The organism is Nonomuraea sp. NPDC049649 (genome assembly GCF_040675175.1).
Classification (GTDB): Bacteria; Actinomycetota; Actinomycetes; order Streptosporangiales; family Streptosporangiaceae; genus Nonomuraea.
Window position 1 is genome coordinate 1 of record NZ_JBFAOH010000048.1, and the last position, 21,863, is coordinate 21,863.

A 21,863-nucleotide genomic window follows, 5' to 3' on the forward strand; every position below is an offset into this window, starting at 1 on the left:
GATCAACGAGCCGCAGCCCGCCACCATCGAGACTATGGAGGACCGGCAGGCAAGCAACGCAGCATGACGTGTGTCATCCGGTTTGACAGCTACCGCCGAGGCTGTCTTGACCGCAGGCTCACCGTTCAGCTTCCAGACGCTGGAGCACCCCCCGGCATGGAGCTGGGCCGCAACAACCCTGCTCAGTGAGCCGTGCTGAGGAACGAAGCACGGATCGTCGATCGCCCCCAGCAATCTACGGCGGCCGGCCAGGCAGTGGCGATCGTAGGGCTGTATCTGTGCGGCGGCGTGGCAACCCCGGTCAGAGCGTTCGGTCGGTACGGCGGGACGGCGTGCGGTGCCCGGCCCGGTGTCCCGCCGCCGTCCGGGACCGGCCCCCAGGCCGCACGCCCGGACGGCGGGCGGGCGGAGGGCCGGGGGTACGGCGGCGCGCCGCGCCGCCGCTTGATACCTAAGAGATCAATTCGGCAACGCACCGCGGGTTGTATCCGCTCTGCTGCGCCGGGGATCACTGGCGTCGTGCGGTGTTGGCAGCCTCGGCCTATCCCTCGGGCCAGTCCTCGCGCTTGGAGACGTACGTGCCCTTCTGCGGCACGGTGAAGACCCAACCGAGTTCGCGCATGTAGGCGACCGCCTGCCTGATCGTTCCCGGCGCTCTCTCGAATCGCTGCCCAAGCGTCTTCTCACTGGAGATGAGGCGGTTTGGGGCGTAGACCCCTGCCTTGATCTCCTCGATGATCTCGTTGGCGATCTGCTGATAGACCGGGATCTTGCGGGGGCTCTGGGGTGCGCTCTTCGGCCCGACGAAGGTGCCGCGTCCTTGCTCGGTGTAGACGGCGCCCTCTTCCTTGAGGAGCTGGATCGCTCGACGGACCGTCTGTCGTGTTACGCCGTAGGTCCTCACCATCTCTGCTTCGGAGGGCACGGCAGAGCCGGGCACGAGATCGCCGGAAGCGATGCGCTGCCTGATCTGGTCCGCTATCTGCACATATAGGAGTACAGGCCCCTCACGGTCGAGCACGCTCAAACACTAAGCAAGCGCCCACATGTGCTATTGGTGCGCTACTCACAGATGCAGGAGCGTGTACAAGTGCTAGAGGAGACCATACCTTTAGAGGTACGATGCGCGCCGTCCTCCACCACGTCCTTGAATACGCGGTAGAGCTGGAAGAACTGCCGTCCAACCCACTGCACCGGATCAAGTGGAAGCTCCCGAAGACGACCGAGACCGTGGATCCGCGGGTTGTGGTCAACCCTCGCCAGGCCAGGGAACTACTCATCGCGCTGACCTACGTCGGCAAGCGCCAACGCGATGGGAAGGGACGGGGCCGGCGCTTGATGGCCATGTTCGCCTGCATGTACTACGCCGCTCTCCGTGCCCGGCGAGGCGGTCAGCCTTCGTGAGCAGGACTGCCACCTACCGCCAGAGGGCTGGGGACGGCTCATCCTCGATGGCTCCCGCCCTGAGGTGAACCGCCGGTGGACTGACACGGGCGACGCTCACGAACTGCGCGGTCTCAAGCATCGAGGCGAGGATGACGTCCGCCGAATCCCGATACCTCCGGAGCTGGTCAAGATCCTTCGGCAACACATCGCAGAGTTCGGCGTCGCCCCTGACGGGCGGCTGTTCCGTAGCGAACGCGGCGGCGTAGTCGCCTCGACGGCCTACACCGAGGTCTGGCAGGAAGCCCGCGCCCTGGCTCTCACGCCCGCCCAGGTCGCCTCACCGCTCGCCCGGCGACCTTACGACCTTCGGCACGCGGCCGTCTCGCTCTGGCTCAACGGCGGCGTACCGGCTCCGGAGGTGGCTGCCCGTGCCGGTCACGGCGTGGATGTCCTGCTCCGGGTCTACGCCAAGTGCATCGACGGCCAGGAGGACATCGTCAACCAGCGGATCGCGGACGTACTCACGGCATGAGATCACGAGCAGCACTCCTCGAAAGGCTCCGGCTTCCCCGGGGCCTTTCGGCGTTGCAGGGCCGCATCATCCCCCGCATACTCCGGATCATGGGCGTCCACCTGGGGAAACGCACCCGGATCCATCCCGCGTATATCCCGCGACCACCGACAAACGGCCGCTCAGAGCGGCATCCGGCTGCACGCCCCTGAAACGCAGAAGAGGCCCCGTAGGGCCTCTGACCTGCTGTTACTGCTGGTGGCAGGTGCAAGGTTCGAACTTGCGTAGGCTGAGCCGACGGTTTTACAGACCGCTCCCTTTGGCCACTCGGGCAACCTGCCGTGTCGTCCGCTCTCGCGGTGACAGGAATAAAGGATAGCGGACTTCCGCAGTGCACGTGACACCAGTTTGTCCCGACCCGGATCGGGTCACCCGACCCGCGCCCCGCCCGAGGTCAGCCTCGCCCGGCGGAGGTTTTCCACAGGGCCGGAGGCGGGCCCTGCACCTGGCGGGGATGCTGGCTAGGCTCGGACGCTGGACGCGTTCGGAGGAGGACGCTCACCGTTGCTGACGCAGCTGAGAGGAAGTGTGCTTTGGCCGATTCATCGTTCGACATCGTGAGCAAGGTCGACCGGCAGGAGGTCGACAACGCGCTCAACCAGACCGCCAAGGAGGTCGGGCACCGCTTCGACTTCAGGGGTACGGGCGCGAGCATCAGCTGGTCTGGCCAGGAGAGCATCGAGATCAAGGCCAACAGCGAGGAGCGGGCGAAGGCCGTGCTCGACGTGTTCAAGGAGAAGGTGGTCAAGCGCGGCCTCTCCCTGAAGATTCTCGATGCGGGCGAGCCCAAGCTGTCCGGCAAGGACTACAAGATGCTGGTCGGCCTGAAGGAGGGCATCGACCAGGAGAACGCGAAGAAGATCGCCAAGATGATCCGCGACGAGGGGCCGAAGGGCGTCAAGGCGCAGATCCAGGGTGAGGAGCTGCGGGTCAGCTCGAAGAAGAAGGACGATCTGCAGGAGGTCATCGCCCTGCTCAAGGGCAAGGACCTCGACATCGCCCTTCAGTTCACCAACTACCGCTGACTGCGGCAAGACGAGCTGGTGTTGCGTCGCTGGGAGGTTCGCGGAGGGCACATCCGGGGCACACGGCCGAGCGTGGCGTCCACGAGGGCGCGCGTCTTCTCCTGTGCCTCGGGCCACTCTCCTACGTGACCGGGGGCCGAGGGTGGGTGGCCGGCGCGCATCGGCGATCGTCGTGACGCGCGGCGTTGTGCTGCCCTCATGAGTAGGCCGGCCCGGTTGTCGGGACGGGCAACGGCGGCTGTCCAAAGTTGTCCCCCGGCACGCTGACACCCGGCGCGGTCCGCCGGTTCCATGGATCTGTGCTGGAACAAGAGATCTTCGCCTTGGACGATCCCGCCGACATGCGCGCCCTCATCGCGGAGCAGGGCTGGGCGCTGCTGGTCAGCGACGGTGGCCCCGTGGTGTCGCATGTGCCGGTCATCCCTGACCCCGCGACGGCGGGGCCGGAGATCGTCGGGCATGTGGCCAGAGCCGATGCCGAGTTGCACGGGCTGGGCGAGCGGCCCGTCGCCGTGGTGGTGCAGGGGCCGCACGGATACATCTCCCCCACGCTCTACCGCGCCGGACCGTACGTGCCGACCTGGAACTATGTCACCGTGCATCTGTACGGCACACCGGAGATCCTCGGCGCCGAGGAGACGTACCAGGTGTTGTCCGACAGCGTGGACCACTACGAACGCGACCGGCCGGAGCCGTTCCGGCTGGCGTCCGTCGAGGAGTACGCGCACCGGCTGCTCCCGGCCGTGACCGGGTTCCGCCTCGTCCCCGACCGGGTCGTCGGCAAGGCCAAGCTCAGCCAGGACAAGCCCGTCGAGATCGTCGACCGGGTGATCGCCGGCCTCGATGACCCCGTCCTGTCGGCCGCGATGCGCGAAGTTCGCTGATTCCTCATGGTGCGCGGCCGCTCGCCCTCGCACCGCCGGATCCGGACGCCGCGGTCCTCTGGGGCGTCGCGCGCTGCGGCGCGGCACGCCGGAAGGCCGGGTCACGAGGTCCGGCGCGAGCGATGCACCGGACCCGGGGACGGCCGTCATGCGGTGCTAGGAGCCCAGATTCACTCCGGCCCGCGCCGTGCCGGCACGTGGGTGGCTCGCGGTGACCGACACCGACGCGCCTGAGGGCGCGGAGACCAGCCACTCGGCGGCGGCGAGATCCGGCGTGCCGGGATTATGCCCCCACCAGGTGGTCGTGCTCTTGGCGCTGACACGTCCGTCGAGCTGCCCGAGGTCCTGAGCAAGTTCCCCGGCGAGCAGGGTGGCGTTGTCGGGGAGGGTGATCTCGACGGTCAGCGACCCGCACGCCTTCCGGTCCAAGGCGCGCTGCGAGACATAGGTAGGCAGCCAGCCACTGTTGCGGACGACGAGCTGTACGCGGTGCACACCGGGCGAAACCTCTTCGGTGGCCAGGGAGCGCACCTCCAGCTTGGGAGAGCTGAGCGCGAGATAGATCACCCACTCGGAGTGCGGCGCCACTTCCTCTTCGATCCGGTCGAAGGGCGGGTTGTACCAGTAGTTGATCATGTCCCAGCCCCCCAGCTCCACGGTGCCGAGCTGCGGATGCTCGAAGGGGTACCAGTCGACGAAGCCGCGGCCGCCGAGTTCCTCGTCACTCCAGCGGATGAGCGCCAGGTCGTCCTCGACGGGATGGTCCACCAGCCACTTGGAAGGGTGGTACGGCTTACGCCCGACCGCCTTGAGGGGGTTCCAGAACTCGGTGATCCAGGAGAACAGGCCGAGCTGGTTGTAGTACCAGCCGAGCTGGCCGCCTCTGAAGTACGTCGGCTGATGCTTCAGGTCGTGGAAGGACATGGCCGTGTAACCGGTCAGTTCTGTCGCCTTCTCCCCGAACTGCTCGTATACCTGCAGGTCGAAGTGGGGCATGCCGTCTTCGGCGTTCATCGGCGCCCGCAGGTGCAAGCCGCCGAACGTATGGCAGGTGACGAAACCGGTCAGGTTCGGCCGATCAGTGACGGCCCGCATGATGGCCTGGATCTCCGGCTCCGAGCCGGGGAACGGCCCGGCGTGGACGGGGACCTCGGGGGCGGCGCCCCAGTCGGTCGGGAGGTTCTGGCCCAGGTCGAGCCCTTCCAGAGGCGCGGCGGGCCGTACCGTCGCTCCGTCGTAGCCGACGATCTCGCCTTCCTGGAAGATGCGGTAGTACTCCCCTCCGTACTCGTCGGGCTCCCGGCGGACGAGCAGCCGCGGTTCGTCGGGATGGGGCTTCCACGGCCCGTCCGAGTCCTGGACGCGCATGAACAGGACTCTCCCGTCCCCGTCGATGTCGCGCAGCTGCAGCCCGGGTTCCTGTGTCTCCCGCGGGTGTGGGCGGACGCTGGACCGGATGTAGCGTCCCTCGTCGAGCATGTGCTCAACGCCGTCGGGGTTGAGACGGGGCACGATGTAGAGCACACGTGTGTCGAGCAGCCGTGTGATCCTCTCGTCGCTCCCATAGCCGTTCAGCACCCGGTCGGCCAGGTGGAGAGCGGCGAAGGAGGCGGTCATCTCGGCGGCGTGGATGTTCGCCTCGACGAGAAATCCCGGCTTTTCGTGATCGGGCCCGGTCGCCGTGTTGGTGAGGGTGAGCAGCCAGATGTCGCGCCCCTCCCAGGACTGGCCGATGCTGGTGAGTTCGGCCAGGTCGGGCCGGCTCTTGGTCCAGGAGTGCAACAATGCGGTCAGTTCGTCGTGCCTCAGGAACCGCTCATAGGTCAACATGGCCCTGAGTCTCCGACGGCGGCGTCCGACGCGTCTTTGTCGGGACGCCCAAGTTTCCCCGCCCGGGCTTGGCCTTCCCCATGCCGAATCCCATGTCACCAGGGCCGCCGCTCGGCCGGTCGCCAGGCGTCCGCACAGCCCACGCCGCGCTTGGGGCTATTGAGTGCTTTGTGGCTTTCTGATACCAACTATGGCTATTTGCACGTATAAATCGAAGAAGGGGGAGCCCGTGTCCAAGACCGACATGATCCCCGACGGCACTATGGCCAGCCCGTACCGTCCACCGCTGGGACAGGTGCTGGAGACACTCGGTTCGCACGTGCTCTCCGCCGCCTACGTTCACGACGTGAACGCTCCGATCGGCGAGCCCGTAGTCCATGACCCGGACGACCAGCTCGACGACGGTCCCGCGTGCGTGCTGCTCGCCGTCGGCGCGCGACCGTCCAGCCCGGAGACTCGCGACCTCGTACTGCAGGCGGCGGCCCGGAATTACCACGCCGTCGTCGTCAAGGACCGGGGTGCGGAACTCGGCGAGCTCATCGCCACCGCCCGCGAGGCGGGAGTGTCACTTCTGGTGGCGTCGACGGGAGTCCCCTGGCGCCAGCTGGACGCCCTGCTGACCGCGGCGATCTCCGGCCCGGGCGCCGCCACCGCCCCGTACTCCTCCGTCGGCATGGGGGACCTGTTCGCCCTGGCGAACGCGATCGCCACCACCATCGGCGGCGCCACCTGCATCGAGGACGTCCAGGGCAACGTGCTCGCGTACTCCAATCTGCCCGGGCAGGAGATCGATGAGATCCGCAAGCAGGGCATCCTCGGGCGGAAAACACCGCGGCGGCCGACCAACCGACTCGAGTACAGCCGGGTGTTCCGCGCCAAAGGGCCGGTACGCTTCGCCAGTCTCGGTCCAGGGCACATGCCGCGGCTGTCCACGGCGGTACGCGCGGGAGCCCAGCTCCTGGGCTTCATCTGGGTCCTCGACGGGGCGCCGCCCGTCGTCCCCGGGGCCATGCGGCTCCTTCAGGACGCGGCCCGCATCGCGGCACCGCACATCCTCCGGGCGCGCAACCCCAGCGAACCGCAGCGGTGGCAGCGTGCCGAGACCCTCCGCGCCCTGCTCGCCGGTGACATATCCGAGTCCGCAGCGGCCGCGCGGCTCGGCCTCCCCCCGACCTCCCGCGTCGCGATCATGGCCTTCGCCCCGGCGCAGCCGCTCTCAGAGCTCGGTGCGTCCGTGACGACCGTCGTCGACCTGGTCAGTCTCGCCTGCGAGGCGTGGAATCCCCAGGCCGTCTGCACCACCAGTTGGAGCGCGGTCTATGCGCTGATCCCCGTGCCGGACAACACACCATCGGCCCGGCTGGTCCGATTCGCCACAGAGGCCGCCGAATCCGTCCACAAGTCCGCCGGGATCCGCATGTACGTCGGTGTCGGCCCTGTCGCGAACCGGCTGGAGGAGGTCCCCAAGTCCTGCCGCCTCGCGGACCGGGTGGTCCGCGTGCTGGCCGAAACCGAGGGTGACGCCGTACGTGTCGCCACCGACGAACAGGTACGCAGCCGGATCGCCCTCCTTGAGCTCGCCGACAGGGAAGACGCGACGACCGACCGGCTGCTCGCACCGGTGCGGCGCATGCTGGAGCACGATGCCATGCACGCGTCCATGCACACCAGGAGCCTGCTGTCCTACCTGGACGCGTTCGGCGAAGCCGGCAAGGCCGCGGCCGAGCTGTCCATCCACGAGAACACGCTGCGTTACCGCATCCGCCGTCTGCAGGAGCTGTTCGGGGTGAACCTCGCGGATCCCACCGAGCGGCTCGTCATCTGGCTTCAGCTCCGTCTCCTCCGCGTGCGCGGCGAGATCTCGCCGGATGCGCGACGGGAACTGCTCGGAGAGTACAAGAGCTCCGAGGCGGAGACCGTGAGTGATCAGAGGAGCCCTGTTCCAGGGGACAACGGGGCCGTTACCCCTTGAACCCTTTCGACAACGACCCGTGCAGGTGGTCTATGTCACCCTCGGTTCCGGGCGAGTGACCCTCGCGAGACCCGGCGGCCGTCGTCTTCTCACTCACGCGGAGCATCCACGGAGGTGCCAACATGTATGTCTCACCGGCTGGAAGACGGCCACGACGCTGGGCGACAGCGGCTGCTTGCGCTCTGATCCTTGCCCTGACGGCCTGTTCCGGTGGTTCCGGCGGCGCCGCCGCCACCTCAGGTGAAAAATCCTACGCGGTCGGCGTGACCTCCTACTTCCTCGCCCATCTGACCCCCGGCAAGTCGGGCGGGAGCAACATCGACTACGCGCTTTTCTCGCCCTTGACGAGCATCGACAGCGCCACGGGCGAGGCTGTCAACCTGGTCGCCGAGTCGATCGAGACGACGGACAACACCACCTGGACCATCAAGATCAAACAGGGCTGGACCTTCCAGAACGGCGAGGAGGTCACGGCGCAGTCGTTCGCCGACTCGTGGAACACGACGGCGTACGGGCCCAACGCCTTCACCAACAACTACATGTTCGCCGACTTCGCCGGGTACGCCGAGCTCAACCCGGCCGACGGCGAGCCCTCGGCCAAGACTCTGTCCGGGGTCAAGGTCGTCGACCCGTACACGCTGGAGGTGACTCTCAACAAGCCGCTGTCGCTCCTGCCGTACGTGCTCTCCCAATCGACCTTCGCACCGATGCCGAAGGCGGCATTCGCCGACCTCGACGCGTTCGACCGCAAGCCCATCGGCAACGGCCCCTATCAGGTCGACGGCGAGGGCATGACGACCGGCGCCACCAAGCTGGTTCTGCGGAAGTTCGCGGCGTACGCGGGAACCCCCGGGAAGGCCGACCAGATCGAGGTCCGCTCGTACCAGGACGAGGGGGCGGCCTACCGGGACCTCCAGGCGGGCACCATCGACGTCACGCTGGTGAGCGGCAACAACTTGACCGACGCCGCGCAGAAGTACCAGGACCGGCTCGTCCGGGTTCCCTTCCCCGCCGTGATCTATCTGGGCTTCCCCCTGTGGGACAAGCGCTTTGCCGATCTTCGTGTACGACAGGCGTTCTCCCAGGCCATCGACCGGGACACGATCGTGAAATCCCTGCTGGGCGGTTTCGGTGCGCCCGCCCGCGGACTGGCTGACGAGAACCTTCCCGGTGGCGGTGCGGAGGAATGCATGTCCTGCGCCTACGACCCGGCGAAGGCGAAGGCGCTGCTCGACGAGGCCGGCGGGTGGAGCGGCCCGCTCACGCTCTGGACGTACCAGGACCCCATGAATACGGTGATCTTGGAGGCTCTCGCCAACCAGCTCCGGACCAACCTGGGTGTCCCGGCCGTGACGACCCAGGTCCAGCCTGTCGACCAGATCTACCCGAACCTCAGCGCCCAGAAGATCGACGGGCCGTTTCTCCTGTACACGGGCGCCGTCTACCCCCACCTGTACGCGCTGGCCAACCAGTTGTTCACCAAGGGCTCCGGCTACAACGTGACCGGCTTCGACAGCCCCGAGTTCGCGTCGCTGCTCGACAAGGCCTCCTCTGCGGCACCCGACGAGGTGATCCCCCTGACCGGGCAGGCCGCGAAGAGCGCGATGGACGGCCTGCCGCTGACGCCCATCTACCGCCCCGAAGGCGGCCTGGTCCACTCCCAGCGGATCGGCGACGTACAGCCCGAGTTCCTAGGCGGCGTCGCACTCTCGGCAGTCACGGTGAAGTGACGGAACCCACGCTGCCGATTCAGCCCTGGCAGGGCCACGGGGACGGGCCGAAGCCCCTTTCCCCGCCCGCCAGGGCTGCGCGCGTCGCAGAGCTGTCCTCGCTGGTTGCGGCGGCTCCAGCCCGCGGTCGGGCTGTCGCGTGGGACAAACCACTCCCCGAGGGTCGTCCGCTTTCAACGATGAACGTACGGCACCGCCACTCCTAGCGTCATGCCCATGTCCTCTCTCTTGCTGCGCAACGCGCGGGTCGGCTTGAGCGGGCCGGTCCGCCACGTCCTGATCACCGATGGCCGGGTCGCCGAGGTGAGCGCCGAGCCGTGCCCGGCCGACCAGTCGGTGGACGTCCAGGGCGCCACGCTGCTGCCCGGACTGTGGGACGCGCACGTGCACGCCGTCCAGTGGGCGCAGGCCCGCCGCCGGGTCGACCTGAGCGGCGCGCGCTCGGCGCGAGAGGCCGTCTCGCTGATGCTGCCCGGTTCCGGGCTCAGCGTCGGGTACGGCTTCCGCGACGGTCTGTGGCCCGACACTCCCAGTAAGGAGATGCTGGAGACGGCGGCCCCTGGCAGACCCATCGTGATGATCAGCAATGACCTCCACACCGCCTGGCTCAGCCCCGCCGCGCTCGCCCTCATCGGCAGGGGTGACCACCCGACCGGGGTGCTGCGCGAGCAGGAGTGCTACGCCGCCGTGGCCGCGCTGCCCCCGCCGCCGCTCGACGAGCTGGACCGCTGGGTCGCGGAGGCCACCACGGCCGCCGCGGCGCGGGGTGTGGTCGGGATTCAGGACTTCGAGCTGGCCGACAACGTCACCGATTGGAGCCGGCGGGCGCGCGCCCACCGGCTCGACACACGAGTCGTCTGCACGATCCCGAAGCACCGGCTGGACGAGGCCATCGGCAGGGGCCTGCGCACTGGCGATCCGGTGGCGGGCTCCGGCGGGCTGCTGGAGGTCGGCCCCGTGAAGATCTTCGTGGACGGCTCGCTCAACACCAGGACCGCCTACTGCGACACCCAGTACCCAGGCACGGACTCGTACGGGCTGCTGGAGACGCCCCCGGAGGAGCTGCACGCCACGATGGCGCTGGCTGCGGCGCACCACCTGCACCCGGCCGTGCACGCCATCGGCGACCTGGCGGCGAGCATCGCGCTCGACGCGTTCGAGAGCGTCGGCTGCCCCGGCCGGATCGAGCACGCCCAGTTGCTGCGGCGCACGGACCTCGCCAGGTTCGCCAAGCGCGACCTGGTGGCGAGCGTGCAGCCCGCGCACGCCCCCGACGACAGGGACGTGGCCGAGCTGCACTGGCCGGGACGGACCGGCCGCGCCTTCGCCTACGCCGACCTGCTGGCCGCCGGCGCGACGCTGGAGTTCGGCTCGGACGCGCCCGTCGCACCGCTGGATCCGTGGGACGGCATCGCCTCAGCGGTCGCCAGGACCGACGACGAACGCGCCCCCTGGCATCCCGAGCAGGCGGTCCCGCTGACGGCCGCGCTGCCCGCCGCCAGCAGGGGCAGGACCGGGGTGCGGCCCGGCGACCCGGCCGATCTCATGCTCACCGCGTGCGACCCGGCCGGGCTCACGCCGGCGGAACTGCGCGAGATCGAGATCGTCGGAACACTCCTCGGCGGGCGGTGGACGTACAGGTCATCCGCTGTGCTGGGTGACAAAGCAACCGACCGGGGTTGAACTTTCTCAACAATGTCACGTCCTGTAACACTGTGGGACTCTCGTGCTCTCCCCCAGCCTTATGGAGACCACGCATGAAACCTCATTCACGTCGCTCATGGGCGGGAGATGACCTCCACGCCCGGATCTTTCAACCCGCCGTGGGTCCGGCCCCCTCGACCAGGGCCAGCGGGGTAGCACCCCGGTTCCTCCGCGGGGTACGGCCGGCGGCGGTCAAGGTCGGCTGAGATGGGGGCATACGCGCTGCGCAGGACGTTGACGGCGATCCCCGTCCTGCTCGGCACCACCTTCATCATCTACCTGGCGGTCTACGCCTTGCCGGGCGACCCCATCCGGGCGCTGGCCGGTCCCAACCAGATGATCTCCCCCTCGGTCGAGGCGGCGCTGCGCGAACGGTTCCACCTCGACGAGCCACTGCTCGTGCGGTACGGCCACTACCTCGGCGGGCTGCTGAGCGGTGACCTGGGCACCAGTTTCTCCGGCCGGCCGGTGGCCGAGATCATCGCGGCCAGCTGGCCGGTCACCGTGCAGCTCGGCGTCACCGCCTGGCTCATGATGACCGTCGCCGGGGTGCTGATCGGAGTACTGGCCGCGATCCGGCGGGGCGCCACCGACGTGGCCGTCCTGGCCGGCACCACGGTCATCATGGGGGTGCCGTTCTTCGTCGTCGCGTACGTCGCCCAGATCGTGTTCGGCGTCCAGCTCGGCTGGCTGCCCGTCGCCGGCACCGACGCGGGCTGGCCGCTCGCCTACCTGCTGCCCGGCCTGACCCTGGCGCTCTACGGGCTGCCGCAGGTGGCCCGGCTGACCCGGACCAGCGTGCTGGACAGCCTCGGCGCCGACCATGTCGACACGGCCGTCGCCAAAGGCCTGCCGCGCCTGGCCGTGCTCGCCCGGCACGTGGTGCGCAACTCGCTGATCCCGGTGGTGTCGCTGCTCGGGGTCAGCCTCGGCTACCTGCTGGGCGGGACCGTGCTGGTTGAGGGCATCTTCAACCTGCCCGGGCTCGGCTACCAGATCTACACCGCTATCCCGCAGCACGACGGCCCGGTCGTCGTCGGCATCGGGACGCTGCTCGTCATCGTGTTCATGCTGGTCAACCTCCTGGTGGATCTGCTCTATGGCCTTCTTGACCCTCGAATCCGCCTCGACTGAGGCGCCGCCGGCGGTCCGCTCCGGGCCGTGGCAGGCGCTGCGCCGCAGGCCCGCATTCCTGCTCGCGGCCGCCGTCTGTGCGGTGGTGTGCCTGATGGCCGCCTTCCCGCAGCTGTTCGCCGGCTGGTTCGGCGCCGGCGACCCGCGCGCCTGCGACCTGGCCCGCAGCGGGCAGCCGCCCGTCGCCGGTCATCCGTTCGGCTTCGACATCCAGGGCTGCGACCTGTACGCCAACGTCGTGTACGGGGCGCGCTCCTCCGTCCTGGTGGCCGTGATCGCCACCGCCGGCATGCTGGCGATCGCCGTGCTGCTCGGCTGCCTGGCCGGCTACTTCAGGGGCTGGGTCGACGCCGTCATCGGCCGGATCATGGACATCTTCTTCGGCTTCCCCGCCCTGGTCGGCATGATCGTCATCCTGCAGACGCTCAGCGTGCACAACGAACTCACGGTCGCGGCCGTGCTCGTGCTGTTCGGCTGGCCGCCGCTGGCCCGCGTCATGCGCGGCTCAGTACTGGAGACGGCCACCAGCGAGTACGTCGCCGCCGCGCGCGGAGTCGGGGCCACCACGCCGCGCATCCTGCTGCGCCACGTGCTGCCCAACTCGTTCGGGCCCGTCGCGGTGCTGACCGGCCTCAACGTGGGCGCCGTCATCGCCTCGGAATCCGCACTCACCTTCCTGGGCGTGGGCCTGCGCACCCCGGCCATCTCCTGGGGCGTGCAGCTCAACACCGCCCAGCAGTACTTCACCACAGCGCCGCACCTGCTGATCTTCCCGTCGGTGTTCCTGACGGTGACGGTCCTCGGCTTCGTCATGCTCGGCGACGCGATGCGCGACGCCTTCGACCCCCGGCTGCGCTAGGAGACGCCATGTCACCCGTACTCGCCGTTTCCGACCTCCACGTACGTTTCGGCGCCGCGCACGTCGTCAACGGAGCCGGGTTCTCCGTCGCCGCCGGGGAGACCCTCGCGCTGCTCGGCGAGTCGGGCAGCGGCAAGAGTGTGACGGCGCGCGCCGTCATGGGCCTGGTCCGGCCGCCGCGTGGCCAGGTCACGGCCGGGACGGTGCTTCTGCACGGGAGGGACCTCCTCACGCTGCCCGAGGAGGAGCTGCGCAAGCTGCGCGGCACCACGATCTCCATGGTCTTCCAGGACGCGCTGTCCGCGCTCAACCCGGTGCTCAGCGTCGGCTACCAGATCGCCGAGCTGTTCCGGGTGCATCGCGGCATGACACGCAAGGAGGCCCGGCGCGCGGCCACGGACGTCCTCGGGCAGGTGCGCATCCCCGACGCCAAGCGGCGCGCGGACGACTACCCGCACCAGTTCTCCGGCGGCATGCGCCAGCGGGTCGGCATCGCGCTGGCCATCGCACTACGGCCGGAGGTGATCATCGCCGACGAGCCGACGACCGCGCTCGACGTGACCGTCCAGGCGCAGATCCTCCGCCTGCTCGGCGAGATCCAGCGCGAGCACGGCACCGCGCTGGTGCTCATCACGCACGACATGGGGGTGGTCGCCGACGTCGCCGACCGGGTCGCCGTCATGTACGCGGGGCGGGTCGTCGAGCAGGCCACCGCCGCCGAGGTGTACGCGGCGCCGCGCCACCCCTACACCGAGGCGCTGCTGGGCGCCATCCCGCGTCCTCAGCTGCGCGGCCGCCGGCTCTCCGTCATCCCGGGCTCGCCTCCCGACCTGTCGGCGCCCGACCCCGGCTGCCGCTTCCGTCCCCGCTGCCGGTACGCCGGTGACGGGTGCACGCGAGCGCCTGTCGAACACGACCTCGGCGACGGCAGGCACACCGCCTGCCACGAGTGGGAAAGGGTGGGCAGCGCATGAGCGAGACCGTGCTCCGCGTCACCGACCTGGTGAAGCACTTCCCCGTCCGGCGCGGGCCGATGCGGCGCACCGTGGGTGTGCTCAAGGCCGTGGACGGCGTCAGCCTGGACCTGCGGGCCGGCGAGACGCTCGGCATCGTCGGCGAGTCGGGCTGCGGCAAGTCGACGCTGGCGCGCATGCTCACCGCGCACGAGCGGCCCACCTCCGGGACGGTGGAGGTGCTCGGCAGGCCGCTGCACCAGCTGCGGGGCGGCGAGCTCCGCCGCGCCAGGCGGCACGTGCAGCTCATCTTCCAGGACCCGTCGGGCTCGCTCGACCCGCGGATGACGGTGTCGGCGTCGGTGCGCGAACCGTACGACGTCAACCCCGACCTGGCGCCGCGCGGCGACGTCGACCGGCGGGTGCGCGAGCTTCTGGAGGTGGTCGGCCTCAACCCCGACCACGGCGGCCGCTACCCGCACCAGCTCTCCGGCGGGCAGCGGCAGCGGGTCGGCATCGCCAGGGCGCTGGCCCTGCGGCCCGAGGTGCTGGTGTGCGATGAGCCGGTGTCGGCGCTCGACGTCTCGGTGCAGGCGCAGATCGTGAACCTGCTGGAGCGGCTACGCGACGAGTTCGGGCTGGCGTACGTGTTCATCGCGCACGACCTCGGCGTGGTGCGGCACCTCGCCGACCGGGTCGCCGTCATGTATCTCGGACGGATCGTCGAGACCGGCTCCCAGGACCGCGTGTATGAGCACGCCGCTCACCCCTATACCCGGGCCCTGCACGCCGCCGCCCCCGCCCCCGACCCCGCGCTGCGCGGCACCGGTGGCGACCTGCTGGAGGGCGAGCCGCCGAGCCCGATCGACCCGCCGCGCGGCTGCGCCTTCCACCCGCGCTGCCCGATCGCGGTGGACCGGTGCGCCGGCCAGGTGCCGAAGCCGGTCGAGCTCAGCCCCGGCCACCTCGCCTTCTGTCATCTCGCCGCGGACCGTGCCGGCGTTTGATGTCCGGAGCCCCGAAGCCAGCTCAACTCGGGCACGCGGCGCCCGACCGTGAGCGCCCCGGCATCATCGCGATACGGGACATGACGTACCAGATCGTCCGAGCCCTGCCACGCGCGACGGTACGATCGGGGGTGCGGCACGCGGAGGAGGCGCATGATGGGTGGCACCGACGGTCACGTCACCTGGCTCATGCTGATCTACCGGGTGCCGAGCGAGCCGACCCGGCTGCGCGCCGCCGTCTGGCGCAAGCTGCGCAGCCTGGGCGCCGTCTACGTACAGAACTCCGCCGCCGTCGCGCCCCGCACCCCGCAGAGCGAGCGGATGCTGCGGGCGCTGCGCAACGAGATCATAGAGTCGATGCACGGGCAGGCGTTCCTGATCAGCACCTCCTCCGTCCTCGGGGAGGCCGATCTGGTGGCGCTCTACAACGCCGCACGCGACGACGAGTACGAGGAAATCCTCGACAAGTGCGAGGACTTCCACGCCGGCGTCGAGAAAGAGGTGGTCGCCCAGCACTTCACCTACGGCGAGCTGGAGGAGAACGAAGAGGATCTCGCCAAGCTCAAGGGCTGGTACGAGAAGGTGAAGGCGCGCGATGTGCTGGGCGCCAAGCGTGCCGCCGAGGTGGCCAAGGCGATCGAAGACTGCTCGAAGGTCCTGGAGGAGTTCGCCGCCCGGGTCTACGAGGCCGAAGACAGCGCGATCTTCTAACCGGGCGGGCGCGACGGCCCGCCCGGTTCGCAGGCCGGCCGCTACTTGCGCACGTCGATCAGCAGCGCGACGACGAATGCGGCCATCAGGGCCACACCGAGCACCGGCGTGAACACCAGCTCGGCCAGGCCGGTGGTGAGCAGGACCACCGTGCCGAGGGCCAGCGTGGTCGCGACGGCGGCGGCGACCTTCCAGTCGTCTCCGACGATCAGGTCGTACCAGAACTGACCGAATCCACGGATGAAACCCACGATGTCCTCCTAGACCTGCTGACTTTCGGGCACCTTCGGAGCGGCCACAGGCCCAGGGCGCCTGAGCACCGCGACCATCACCCGCGACAGCACGAACCACATGACGATGAGCACCGGGATGGCCAGGTCGGCACCCGGCCAGGCCAGGCTCTCGCGGCTCTCGGTGAAGATGCCGATGCCCTCGACCGCCCAGTAGGTGCCGAACCCGGCCAGGAGCAGGCCGACGCCGTACTTGAGGGTGTTCTCCGGGACTCTCGACAGCGGGCCACGGACGGCGACGCCGACGACGAGGACGAGCAGCATGCCGACGACGGCGGCGCCGATGGCCACCGGCATGTTGTTCGCGCTCAGGCCGAAGGTGATCACGATGAACACCACCTCGACGCCTTCGAGGAACACCCCCTTGAAGCTGATCATGAAGGAGAACCAGTCGAGACCGGAGGACTTGACCTCGCCCGCCTGTTTCGCGGCTGCCACCTCCTCGGCGAAAACCTGGTCCTCGTCATTCATGGCCTTGCGCCCGGACGAACGCAGGATCGCCTTGCGCAGCCATTGCAGACCGAAGATCAGCAGCAGACCACCGATCGCGAGTTGCAGTGCCGCCTCCGGCAGCCAGGTGGCGAGCGCGTAACCGGCTGCGACGGTGAAGGCGGCAAGCGCGACCAGGGCAGCACCCACACCCAGGAGTGTCGAGCGCCAGCTGCGGGTCATGCCCATGGCCATGACGATCGTCATCGCCTCGACCATTTCCACGATCGAGGCCAGCAGCACCGCCGCAACCAGGCCCCATGCGGCCGCATCCATCGGCCCCACTTCCTTTCACGAAGATGTAACCATCGTTAGTCTGTACATCTATCCATGGATAAGTCCACGCTAAGACGAACATTGGTTCCCAAACGTCACGAGCGTCACACATCGCGGGCAGCACGGCTCGGGACCGGTAGCCTCCAGCGCCGGCGAACGGACCGATCCGGCGTGTCCTGCCGGATGCGGCGCAGCTCAGCGATCGATGGCGGCACGGCGGACTTGATGGCTTATCTGAGGCCGACAGGCGAAGAGGACAGCGGCATGCCGAAGCCCGCACTGTCCCGGCGGAGCGGAAGCGGCGTTACTTCCTCGCGGCTTTGCGGTAGGTGACCACGTCGTCGCCGCGGCCCGGGTAGGCCATGATCAGGAGGCGCTGGCCGTAGGGTCGCTCCCCCTTCCAGGTGAACCAGTCGTAGTGGACGCGGATCCGGTAGTGCCCCTTGCGGCCGTCGAGTGAGAGGTCGGGGAGTGGGGTGCCGCTCATCGGGTCCGAGAGCTCGATGGCGCCGGTCGGGCTGTCGTAGCCGACCTCGACGACATGGTCCCAGCCCTTGGTCTCCACGGGCGGGCGGCGGGGGTAGGTTTCGACGGTCACGCAGACGTCGAAGTCCGAGTGCGTCAGGACGATCAGGTGCCCGGGGCGGGCGGCGACCAGGCCGTTCTCCTGGGCCTTGTCCAGCAGGTCCAGCGAGGACGGGTCGTAGTCCTCCGTGTGCTCGATCGCCTCCATGACGCCGTAGTCGGTCCGCTGGGGTTCCCTGATCACGGTGCGTCTGGCGGGCTTGATGCGGGGGCGGTGGCGTGGCTGGGAGTCGCACATGCGCTGCGCGTCCGCCTTCCATTCCGCCACCTCCCGGTCCAGGTCCTCTTGTGCGGCCCTGAGGGTGGCGGCGGCGCTGGGGCAGATGTCCGCCAGCACCGGCGTCAGGGCCTCGCGCTGCAGCCCTTCCCGGGCCAGTTCACGGGGGTCGTCGCGGGTGTAGACGCCGCACAGCCGGCGGCCCTGGGTGAGGATGATCTGGTCGGGGGTGGTGTCGGGGAAATGGAGAGGTGTGCCCCGTTCTCGGATGCGGCAGACGTACCTCTCCTCGGGCGTGAGTACGCGCTCTTCCCCCGTCCAGGGTTCGGGCGGCGCGCAGTCGGCGGCGGTGGTGACGCGGCCGCGGGCCTGGTCGGAGACCGGGAGGAAGCTGAGGACGACGGCGGCGGCGATGGCGGTCACGAGGACGTGGCGGCGCATGCGCAGGCCGGGCGGTGCGCCGTACAGGAGTTGCAGGAGGAGGGCGGAGGCGAGGAGTGCGGCGCTGTACCAGAGCGGCGAGATGCCGAAGGACAGCTCGCCCTGCTCACCGGTGACGAACAGGCTGTCGGGGAAGAGCGGCAGCTCGTCCGGGAAGAACTCCCAGCGGAGGTCGGCTGCGACGGTGAGCGCGCTGACCGCGCCGGCCGCGGCGAGCAGGACCAGAGTGAGAACGGTGACGCGGACGAGGCGGAGGGTGCGGCGCAGGACCACGGCCAGGACGAGCAGCGCGGGCGCGCCCACCCCGACGAGCACGTCGATCCCGACCCAGGCCAGCGCCGCCTCGTCGCTGGTGTACTCGAAGACGACCCGCCGCACCTCGCCGCGCGGGCCGATCCAGAACGGCATGCCCTGCGCGAGGTTGACGGCCGCGGGGACGAGCGGGAGCGCGATCGCCACGGCGGGGAGCGGCCACGCCCTGGGCGGCATCCTGACGGCCTGGCGTGCCGCCGGGGCCGCGGGCGCGCCCGCCAGTTCGTGGGCGGTGCGGGCCTCCCAGACCAGGCCGAACACGTTGACCGCACCTAGCAGGGCATACGCCATTATCGGGTACGAGACCTCGCCGTAAGAGAAGTCAGTAGCCGACGTGGGCTGCAGCACCGACATCAGCAGCGCGAGAACCCCGACGCGCACCGTGCCCCGGCTCCAGCGGGGATCCCTCGCCTGGGCGGCCAGCAGCGGCACCATCCACGCCGGCCAGAGGATGCCCTGCAGCCACAGGACGGTGTACATCCAGGTGGAAAAGAAGGCCAGGATCTCGCTGAGGGCGCCGGCGAGACCGGCCACCGCGGAGATCAGCCCCGTCACCAGGATGAGGAGCCGCCACCAGGCGGGCACGGTGTCCCGCAGCACGCGGAAGAAGAGCCAGACGATGACCGGCTGGACGACGCTTCCGAGGAGGAACAGCCACCCTGTCCACGACCCCGCCCACAGGAAGAGCAGGGGGTAGGGGAGCAGGGAGAGGCCGACGCTCACGTACAGCAGGACACGCAGCAGGCGGACCGGCCTGTCGCCGGCGGGCTGCGCGCCGCGCTCCGGCCCGCGCAGCACCTGCCAGTACGCCCACGCCTGCACCACCGCGACCGGCGCCGCCACGAGTGCGCTCCACCAGAGCTGGGAGGCACGGCTGAACGGGTCGCCCCGCGTGACGATCTGCCAGAGGAGATCGGTGTCGAGCGCGGCCAGGACGGCGAGGACGGCGAGGTACAGCACGGCGGCGAGCGCGGCGAGGCGCCCGAAACGGTAGCGGCGCACGGTGCTTCCCGGGGGATGAGGTGGAGAAAACGCTCAACCTTAACGGGATCCCGTAAAAAGGATCAACGATGTCTATAGACGAGCTCTTCCAGAACCAGCTCGTTCCAGCACCCCCGGCACCGTCAGCAGCGCGACTTGTAGCCGTTCGAGGCGTCCGGGGCGTCACTTCGGCGACAGCAGGCGGTAGCCGACCCCGCGCACGGTCTGGATGAGCGCCTGCGCGCCGTCGGACACGCCCGTGACCGCCACGCCTTCGCGTCCGAGAGCCTCGGCCAGCGCCTCGGCCCCGGCCGTGTCGGGGTCGGCCACCAGCAGCACCGGCACCGAAGGCGCCCCCTGCCGCGCGCCCCCGTCGAGCGGCGTCCGGGGCTGGGTCACCCGGATCGCCGGGTGCCTGTGGGCCTGGTCATGGTCGGTGTTCTGCTCCAGCGGAGTTCGGGAATGGACGCACCTTGATGGAACCGGTCGCACGTGAACAGCCGGCGAACAGCGGCTGACGGCCTCAGAAGGGTTTGCCTAAACCTCGTGACGTAGGCTTCGTCGGCGTGACGATGATCCCCCTGCGCCGGTTCACCGCGCGCGCCCTGCCGATCGACGATCTGGACCGTGTCCTGCTGCTCCACGGGTTCGACCCGGCCCGGCCCGATGAGCTGTTCTGGTTCACGATCGGCGGGGCGGTGGAGGGCGGGGAGACCCTCCAGGAGGCGGCGGCGCGCGAGCTGTTCGAGGAGGCCGGCATCCGGGCGCCGGCGTCGGCGTTCACCGGGCCTCACGGCAGCGGCACGGTCGAGTTCTGCTTCGACCGGTACGCGATCGTCCAGGATCAGACGTTCTTCGCGGTGCGCGTCGGGCGGGCCGAGGTGTCGTTCGACCACATGGAGCAGATCGAGAAGGACACCACGATCGGGCACCGCTGGTGGAGCGCCGAGGAGCTGGAGGCGACCGGCGAGGTGGTCTTCCCGGCCGACATGGCGGCGATCCTGCGGACGATCACGTCGGGCGGAGCACCCGCGTAGCGCCCGCGATCAGCGCCGTGGCCAGGATCCACCCCGACACGATCAGCCCGTAGGCGAGCGCCTGCGTCCAGCCCGCCGGATCGAACATGTCCCGCTGCCCGAACGTCGACCAGGGCAGCAGCAGGTCGAAGGTGTAGGCGAACGGGTCGAAGCCGGGGGCCTCGTCCGGTTTGAGCGGCCGGGGCGGGTTCAGCCCGAACACGACGGTGCCGATCAGCAGCAGGATCCCGAACCAGACGGCCGCCAGCCAGGGGCGGTACCCGTATCCGACGGTGACGTCCAGCAGCCGGCCCCACAGCCGCCCGCCCGGCCCCTCCGTCTGCCGGCGGCTGCGCAGCTTGGCGAGCTGGGCGCGGCGGGCCAGCGCCTCGTTGCCGTCGCGCCGGTACCACGCCGCGAGCTGCTCGTACGGCTGCGGCCGGAACCCTTCCGGGTCGCGGCTCACCCAGTCGATCCGCCGGGTGACGCCGCTGCCGCGCAGCCGCTCGTACGTGAGGCCGTTCAGGCGCAGCTTCTCCGGCCAGGTCTCGGGCGAGTCCTGCAGCGTGCCGACGGTCGAGTGGGCCAGCGTCACCACGCCGTCGATCGGCTCGTCCGGTTTGAGGTAGAGCTCGCGGGCCTCCAGGTGGCTGGCGTGCAGCGCGTACGGGGTGTCGGGGCTGCGGATGACGCCCCTGATCGCGAGCAGGCCGTTCACCCGCGACCCGCGCAGCCGCACGCAGCCCAGCGCCAGGAAGCCGTCGGTGCACCGCATCGCGTCCTCGACCACCATGCCCTCGGCGTCGAGCGCGATCCTGCCCGGGTTGCGGATCTCCGTGCCCGCCAGGGAGAGCCCGCCGTTCAGCCGGGCGCCGGCCAGCCGCACCATGCCGGTGACGCGGGCGTTGCCGAGGAAGGCGACCGAGTCGACGATCATGCCGGTGGCCTGCAGCGCCGGCTCCTCGTCGTGCGGGTGCTCCATGATCGTGCCGGCCATCCACACCCCGGTCGCGAACTGGGCGCGCATCACCTTCACCGGCCCGGTGATGTGCGAGCCCGACAGGCTCAGGTGCCCCTCGACCCGCATGCCGACCCCGCCGAACGAGGGCATCCGGCAGTCGGTCACCCGTACGGTCCGCGTCCGGGAGTCGGTGAGCCGGACCGGGCCTTCCAGGTGGCACCCGCTGAGCACCAGCTCGTGCTCGACCGTACCGCCCAGAATCTCCAGGGAGCCGGTGATCCTGGCGCCGCTGATCCGCACCGCCGGGACCGCGCCGGCGCCCGCCCCGCGGGCGCCGAGCAGCAGCTTCGCGATCACTTCCGCCCGGACTGTGCGCTCGGGCCCCCACGTGTCGCCGTCCTTCGGCGCGTTGGCCCCGGGTGTACGGGTCGGGACCGGTTGGTGGTTACCGAACTCCACCGGTCTGCCGGTCGGGAAGGCGTTCCACACCCTCCGCTCGGCCTCGGTCAGGCGTAAGGATCGGGCCATG

At 69.6% G+C, this 21,863-nt stretch carries 20 protein-coding genes and 1 tRNA gene; 13 read left to right on the top strand and 8 right to left on the bottom strand.

The genetic code is table 11. The features are described from left to right. Positions 1 to 541: 541 nt before the first annotated feature. Complete coding sequence (locus tag AB0J42_RS33635) at positions 542 to 1,021, bottom strand: GntR family transcriptional regulator (protein WP_364301743.1); 480 nt, start codon at positions 1,019 to 1,021, stop codon at positions 542 to 544. Positions 1,022 to 1,122: 101 nt separating this feature from the next. Here AB0J42_RS33635 and AB0J42_RS33640 point away from each other — a divergent pair, with 101 nt between their 5' ends. Both AB0J42_RS33640 and AB0J42_RS33645 read left to right on the top strand, forming a co-directional pair. Beyond that, positions 1,123 to 1,404, top strand: a complete 282-nt coding sequence (locus tag AB0J42_RS33640; protein WP_364301745.1) for a hypothetical protein — start codon at positions 1,123 to 1,125, stop codon at positions 1,402 to 1,404. Next, the gene (locus AB0J42_RS33645) at positions 1,376 to 1,918 is read left to right on the top strand and encodes a hypothetical protein (RefSeq protein WP_364301747.1); all 543 of its coding nucleotides are present in this window, start codon (positions 1,376 to 1,378) and stop codon (positions 1,916 to 1,918) included. Before AB0J42_RS33640 ends, AB0J42_RS33645 begins: the two co-directional genes overlap by 29 nt. Positions 1,919 to 2,153: 235 nt before the next feature. Here the strand turns inward: AB0J42_RS33645 and AB0J42_RS33650 are convergent. Continuing rightward, positions 2,154 to 2,238, bottom strand: a tRNA-Tyr gene (locus AB0J42_RS33650). 252 nt (positions 2,239 to 2,490) lie between these two features. On the opposite strand from AB0J42_RS33650, the gene AB0J42_RS33655 reads away from it, so the two are divergent. Both AB0J42_RS33655 and AB0J42_RS33660 read left to right on the top strand, forming a co-directional pair. Next, positions 2,491 to 2,982, top strand: a complete 492-nt coding sequence (locus tag AB0J42_RS33655) for a YajQ family cyclic di-GMP-binding protein (protein ID WP_364301749.1) — start codon at positions 2,491 to 2,493, stop codon at positions 2,980 to 2,982. Positions 2,983 to 3,281: 299 nt separating this feature from the next. Next, positions 3,282 to 3,866, top strand: a complete 585-nt coding sequence (locus AB0J42_RS33660; protein ID WP_364301751.1) for an FMN-binding negative transcriptional regulator — start codon at positions 3,282 to 3,284, stop codon at positions 3,864 to 3,866. A 156-nt stretch (positions 3,867 to 4,022) separates the two neighbouring features. On the opposite strand, the gene AB0J42_RS33665 is transcribed toward AB0J42_RS33660, so the two are convergent. Beyond that, on the bottom strand, positions 4,023 to 5,696 hold the full coding sequence (locus tag AB0J42_RS33665; RefSeq protein ID WP_364301754.1) for a M14 family metallopeptidase: 1,674 nt from the start codon (positions 5,694 to 5,696) through the stop codon (positions 4,023 to 4,025). Positions 5,697 to 5,925: 229 nt separating this feature from the next. Between AB0J42_RS33665 and AB0J42_RS33670 the strand changes: the two genes are divergently transcribed. The 8 genes from AB0J42_RS33670 (at position 5,926) to AB0J42_RS33705 (ending at position 15,766) form a co-directional block, all read left to right on the top strand. Next, complete coding sequence (locus AB0J42_RS33670) at positions 5,926 to 7,668, top strand: helix-turn-helix domain-containing protein (protein WP_364301756.1); 1,743 nt, start codon at positions 5,926 to 5,928, stop codon at positions 7,666 to 7,668. 263 nt (positions 7,669 to 7,931) lie between these two features. Beyond that, the gene (locus tag AB0J42_RS33675; protein WP_364301758.1) at positions 7,932 to 9,398 is read left to right on the top strand and encodes an ABC transporter substrate-binding protein; all 1,467 of its coding nucleotides are present in this window, start codon (positions 7,932 to 7,934) and stop codon (positions 9,396 to 9,398) included. 216 nt (positions 9,399 to 9,614) lie between these two features. Beyond that, on the top strand, positions 9,615 to 11,081 hold the full coding sequence (locus tag AB0J42_RS33680) for an amidohydrolase family protein (RefSeq protein WP_364301760.1): 1,467 nt from the start codon (positions 9,615 to 9,617) through the stop codon (positions 11,079 to 11,081). A 228-nt stretch (positions 11,082 to 11,309) separates the two neighbouring features. Beyond that, positions 11,310 to 12,236 carry an ABC transporter permease gene (locus AB0J42_RS33685; RefSeq protein ID WP_364301762.1) on the top strand — a complete coding sequence of 309 codons (927 nt, stop codon included), beginning with the start codon at positions 11,310 to 11,312 and terminating at the stop codon, positions 12,234 to 12,236. Continuing rightward, entirely contained in the window at positions 12,202 to 13,095 is an 894-nt protein-coding gene (locus tag AB0J42_RS33690; protein ID WP_364301764.1) for an ABC transporter permease, read from the top strand. Before AB0J42_RS33685 ends, AB0J42_RS33690 begins: the two co-directional genes overlap by 35 nt. An 8-nt stretch (positions 13,096 to 13,103) precedes the next feature. Next, complete coding sequence (locus tag AB0J42_RS33695; RefSeq protein WP_364301767.1) at positions 13,104 to 14,069, top strand: ABC transporter ATP-binding protein; 966 nt, start codon at positions 13,104 to 13,106, stop codon at positions 14,067 to 14,069. Continuing rightward, positions 14,066 to 15,055, top strand: coding sequence for an oligopeptide/dipeptide ABC transporter ATP-binding protein (locus AB0J42_RS33700; protein WP_364301769.1), 990 nt, complete (start codon positions 14,066 to 14,068; stop codon positions 15,053 to 15,055). The genes AB0J42_RS33695 and AB0J42_RS33700 overlap by 4 nt, the downstream gene beginning before the upstream one ends. Positions 15,056 to 15,208: 153 nt before the next feature. Continuing rightward, a complete protein-coding gene (locus tag AB0J42_RS33705) occupies positions 15,209 to 15,766 on the top strand; it encodes a Chromate resistance protein ChrB (RefSeq protein ID WP_364301771.1) in 558 nt (185 codons plus the stop codon). Positions 15,767 to 15,807: 41 nt separating this feature from the next. On the opposite strand, the gene AB0J42_RS33710 is transcribed toward AB0J42_RS33705, so the two are convergent. The 4 genes from AB0J42_RS33710 to AB0J42_RS33725 all read right to left on the bottom strand — a co-directional run bounded on the left by AB0J42_RS33710 (position 15,808) and on the right by AB0J42_RS33725 (position 19,756). Continuing rightward, the gene (locus tag AB0J42_RS33710) at positions 15,808 to 16,017 is read right to left on the bottom strand and encodes a hypothetical protein (protein ID WP_364301773.1); all 210 of its coding nucleotides are present in this window, start codon (positions 16,015 to 16,017) and stop codon (positions 15,808 to 15,810) included. A gap of 9 nt (positions 16,018 to 16,026) precedes the next feature. Then, positions 16,027 to 16,821 (bottom strand): hypothetical protein, encoded by a 795-nt coding sequence (locus tag AB0J42_RS33715; protein ID WP_364301775.1) that lies wholly within the window; start codon positions 16,819 to 16,821, stop codon positions 16,027 to 16,029. Positions 16,822 to 17,125: 304 nt separating this feature from the next. Continuing rightward, positions 17,126 to 19,378, bottom strand: coding sequence for a hypothetical protein (locus AB0J42_RS33720; protein WP_364301777.1), 2,253 nt, complete (start codon positions 19,376 to 19,378; stop codon positions 17,126 to 17,128). Between the two features lie 162 nt (positions 19,379 to 19,540). Continuing rightward, positions 19,541 to 19,756: a hypothetical protein gene (locus tag AB0J42_RS33725; RefSeq protein ID WP_364301779.1), complete on the bottom strand. Its 216-nt coding sequence runs from the start codon at positions 19,754 to 19,756 to the stop codon at positions 19,541 to 19,543. 173 nt (positions 19,757 to 19,929) lie between these two features. Here AB0J42_RS33725 and AB0J42_RS33730 point away from each other — a divergent pair, with 173 nt between their 5' ends. Further along, entirely contained in the window at positions 19,930 to 20,394 is a 465-nt protein-coding gene (locus AB0J42_RS33730) for an NUDIX domain-containing protein (protein ID WP_364301823.1), read from the top strand. Here the strand turns inward: AB0J42_RS33730 and AB0J42_RS33735 are convergent. Beyond that, entirely contained in the window at positions 20,369 to 21,862 is a 1,494-nt protein-coding gene (locus tag AB0J42_RS33735) for a hypothetical protein (RefSeq protein ID WP_364301781.1), read from the bottom strand. The two genes, AB0J42_RS33730 and AB0J42_RS33735, sit on opposite strands and share 26 nt — an antisense overlap. Position 21,863: the final 1 nt, after the last annotated feature.

Bases quoted from the DNA above. Each gene is read 5' to 3' on its own strand.
- AB0J42_RS33640 (WP_364301745.1), top strand. From the start codon at position 1,123: ATGCGCGCCGTCCTCCACCACGTCCTTGAATACGCGGTAGAGCTGGAA.
- AB0J42_RS33665 (WP_364301754.1), bottom strand. From the start codon at position 5,696: ATGTTGACCTATGAGCGGTTCCTGAGGCACGACGAACTGACCGCATTG.
- AB0J42_RS33680 (WP_364301760.1), top strand. From the start codon at position 9,615: ATGTCCTCTCTCTTGCTGCGCAACGCGCGGGTCGGCTTGAGCGGGCCG.
- AB0J42_RS33685 (WP_364301762.1), top strand. From the start codon at position 11,310: ATGGGGGCATACGCGCTGCGCAGGACGTTGACGGCGATCCCCGTCCTG.
- AB0J42_RS33690 (WP_364301764.1), top strand. From the start codon at position 12,202: ATGGCCTTCTTGACCCTCGAATCCGCCTCGACTGAGGCGCCGCCGGCG.
- AB0J42_RS33695 (WP_364301767.1), top strand. From the start codon at position 13,104: ATGTCACCCGTACTCGCCGTTTCCGACCTCCACGTACGTTTCGGCGCC.
- AB0J42_RS33700 (WP_364301769.1), top strand. From the start codon at position 14,066: ATGAGCGAGACCGTGCTCCGCGTCACCGACCTGGTGAAGCACTTCCCC.
- AB0J42_RS33705 (WP_364301771.1), top strand. From the start codon at position 15,209: ATGATGGGTGGCACCGACGGTCACGTCACCTGGCTCATGCTGATCTAC.
- AB0J42_RS33715 (WP_364301775.1), bottom strand. From the start codon at position 16,821: ATGGATGCGGCCGCATGGGGCCTGGTTGCGGCGGTGCTGCTGGCCTCG.
- AB0J42_RS33730 (WP_364301823.1), top strand. From the start codon at position 19,930: ATGATCCCCCTGCGCCGGTTCACCGCGCGCGCCCTGCCGATCGACGAT.
- AB0J42_RS33735 (WP_364301781.1), bottom strand. From the start codon at position 21,862: ATGGCCCGATCCTTACGCCTGACCGAGGCCGAGCGGAGGGTGTGGAAC.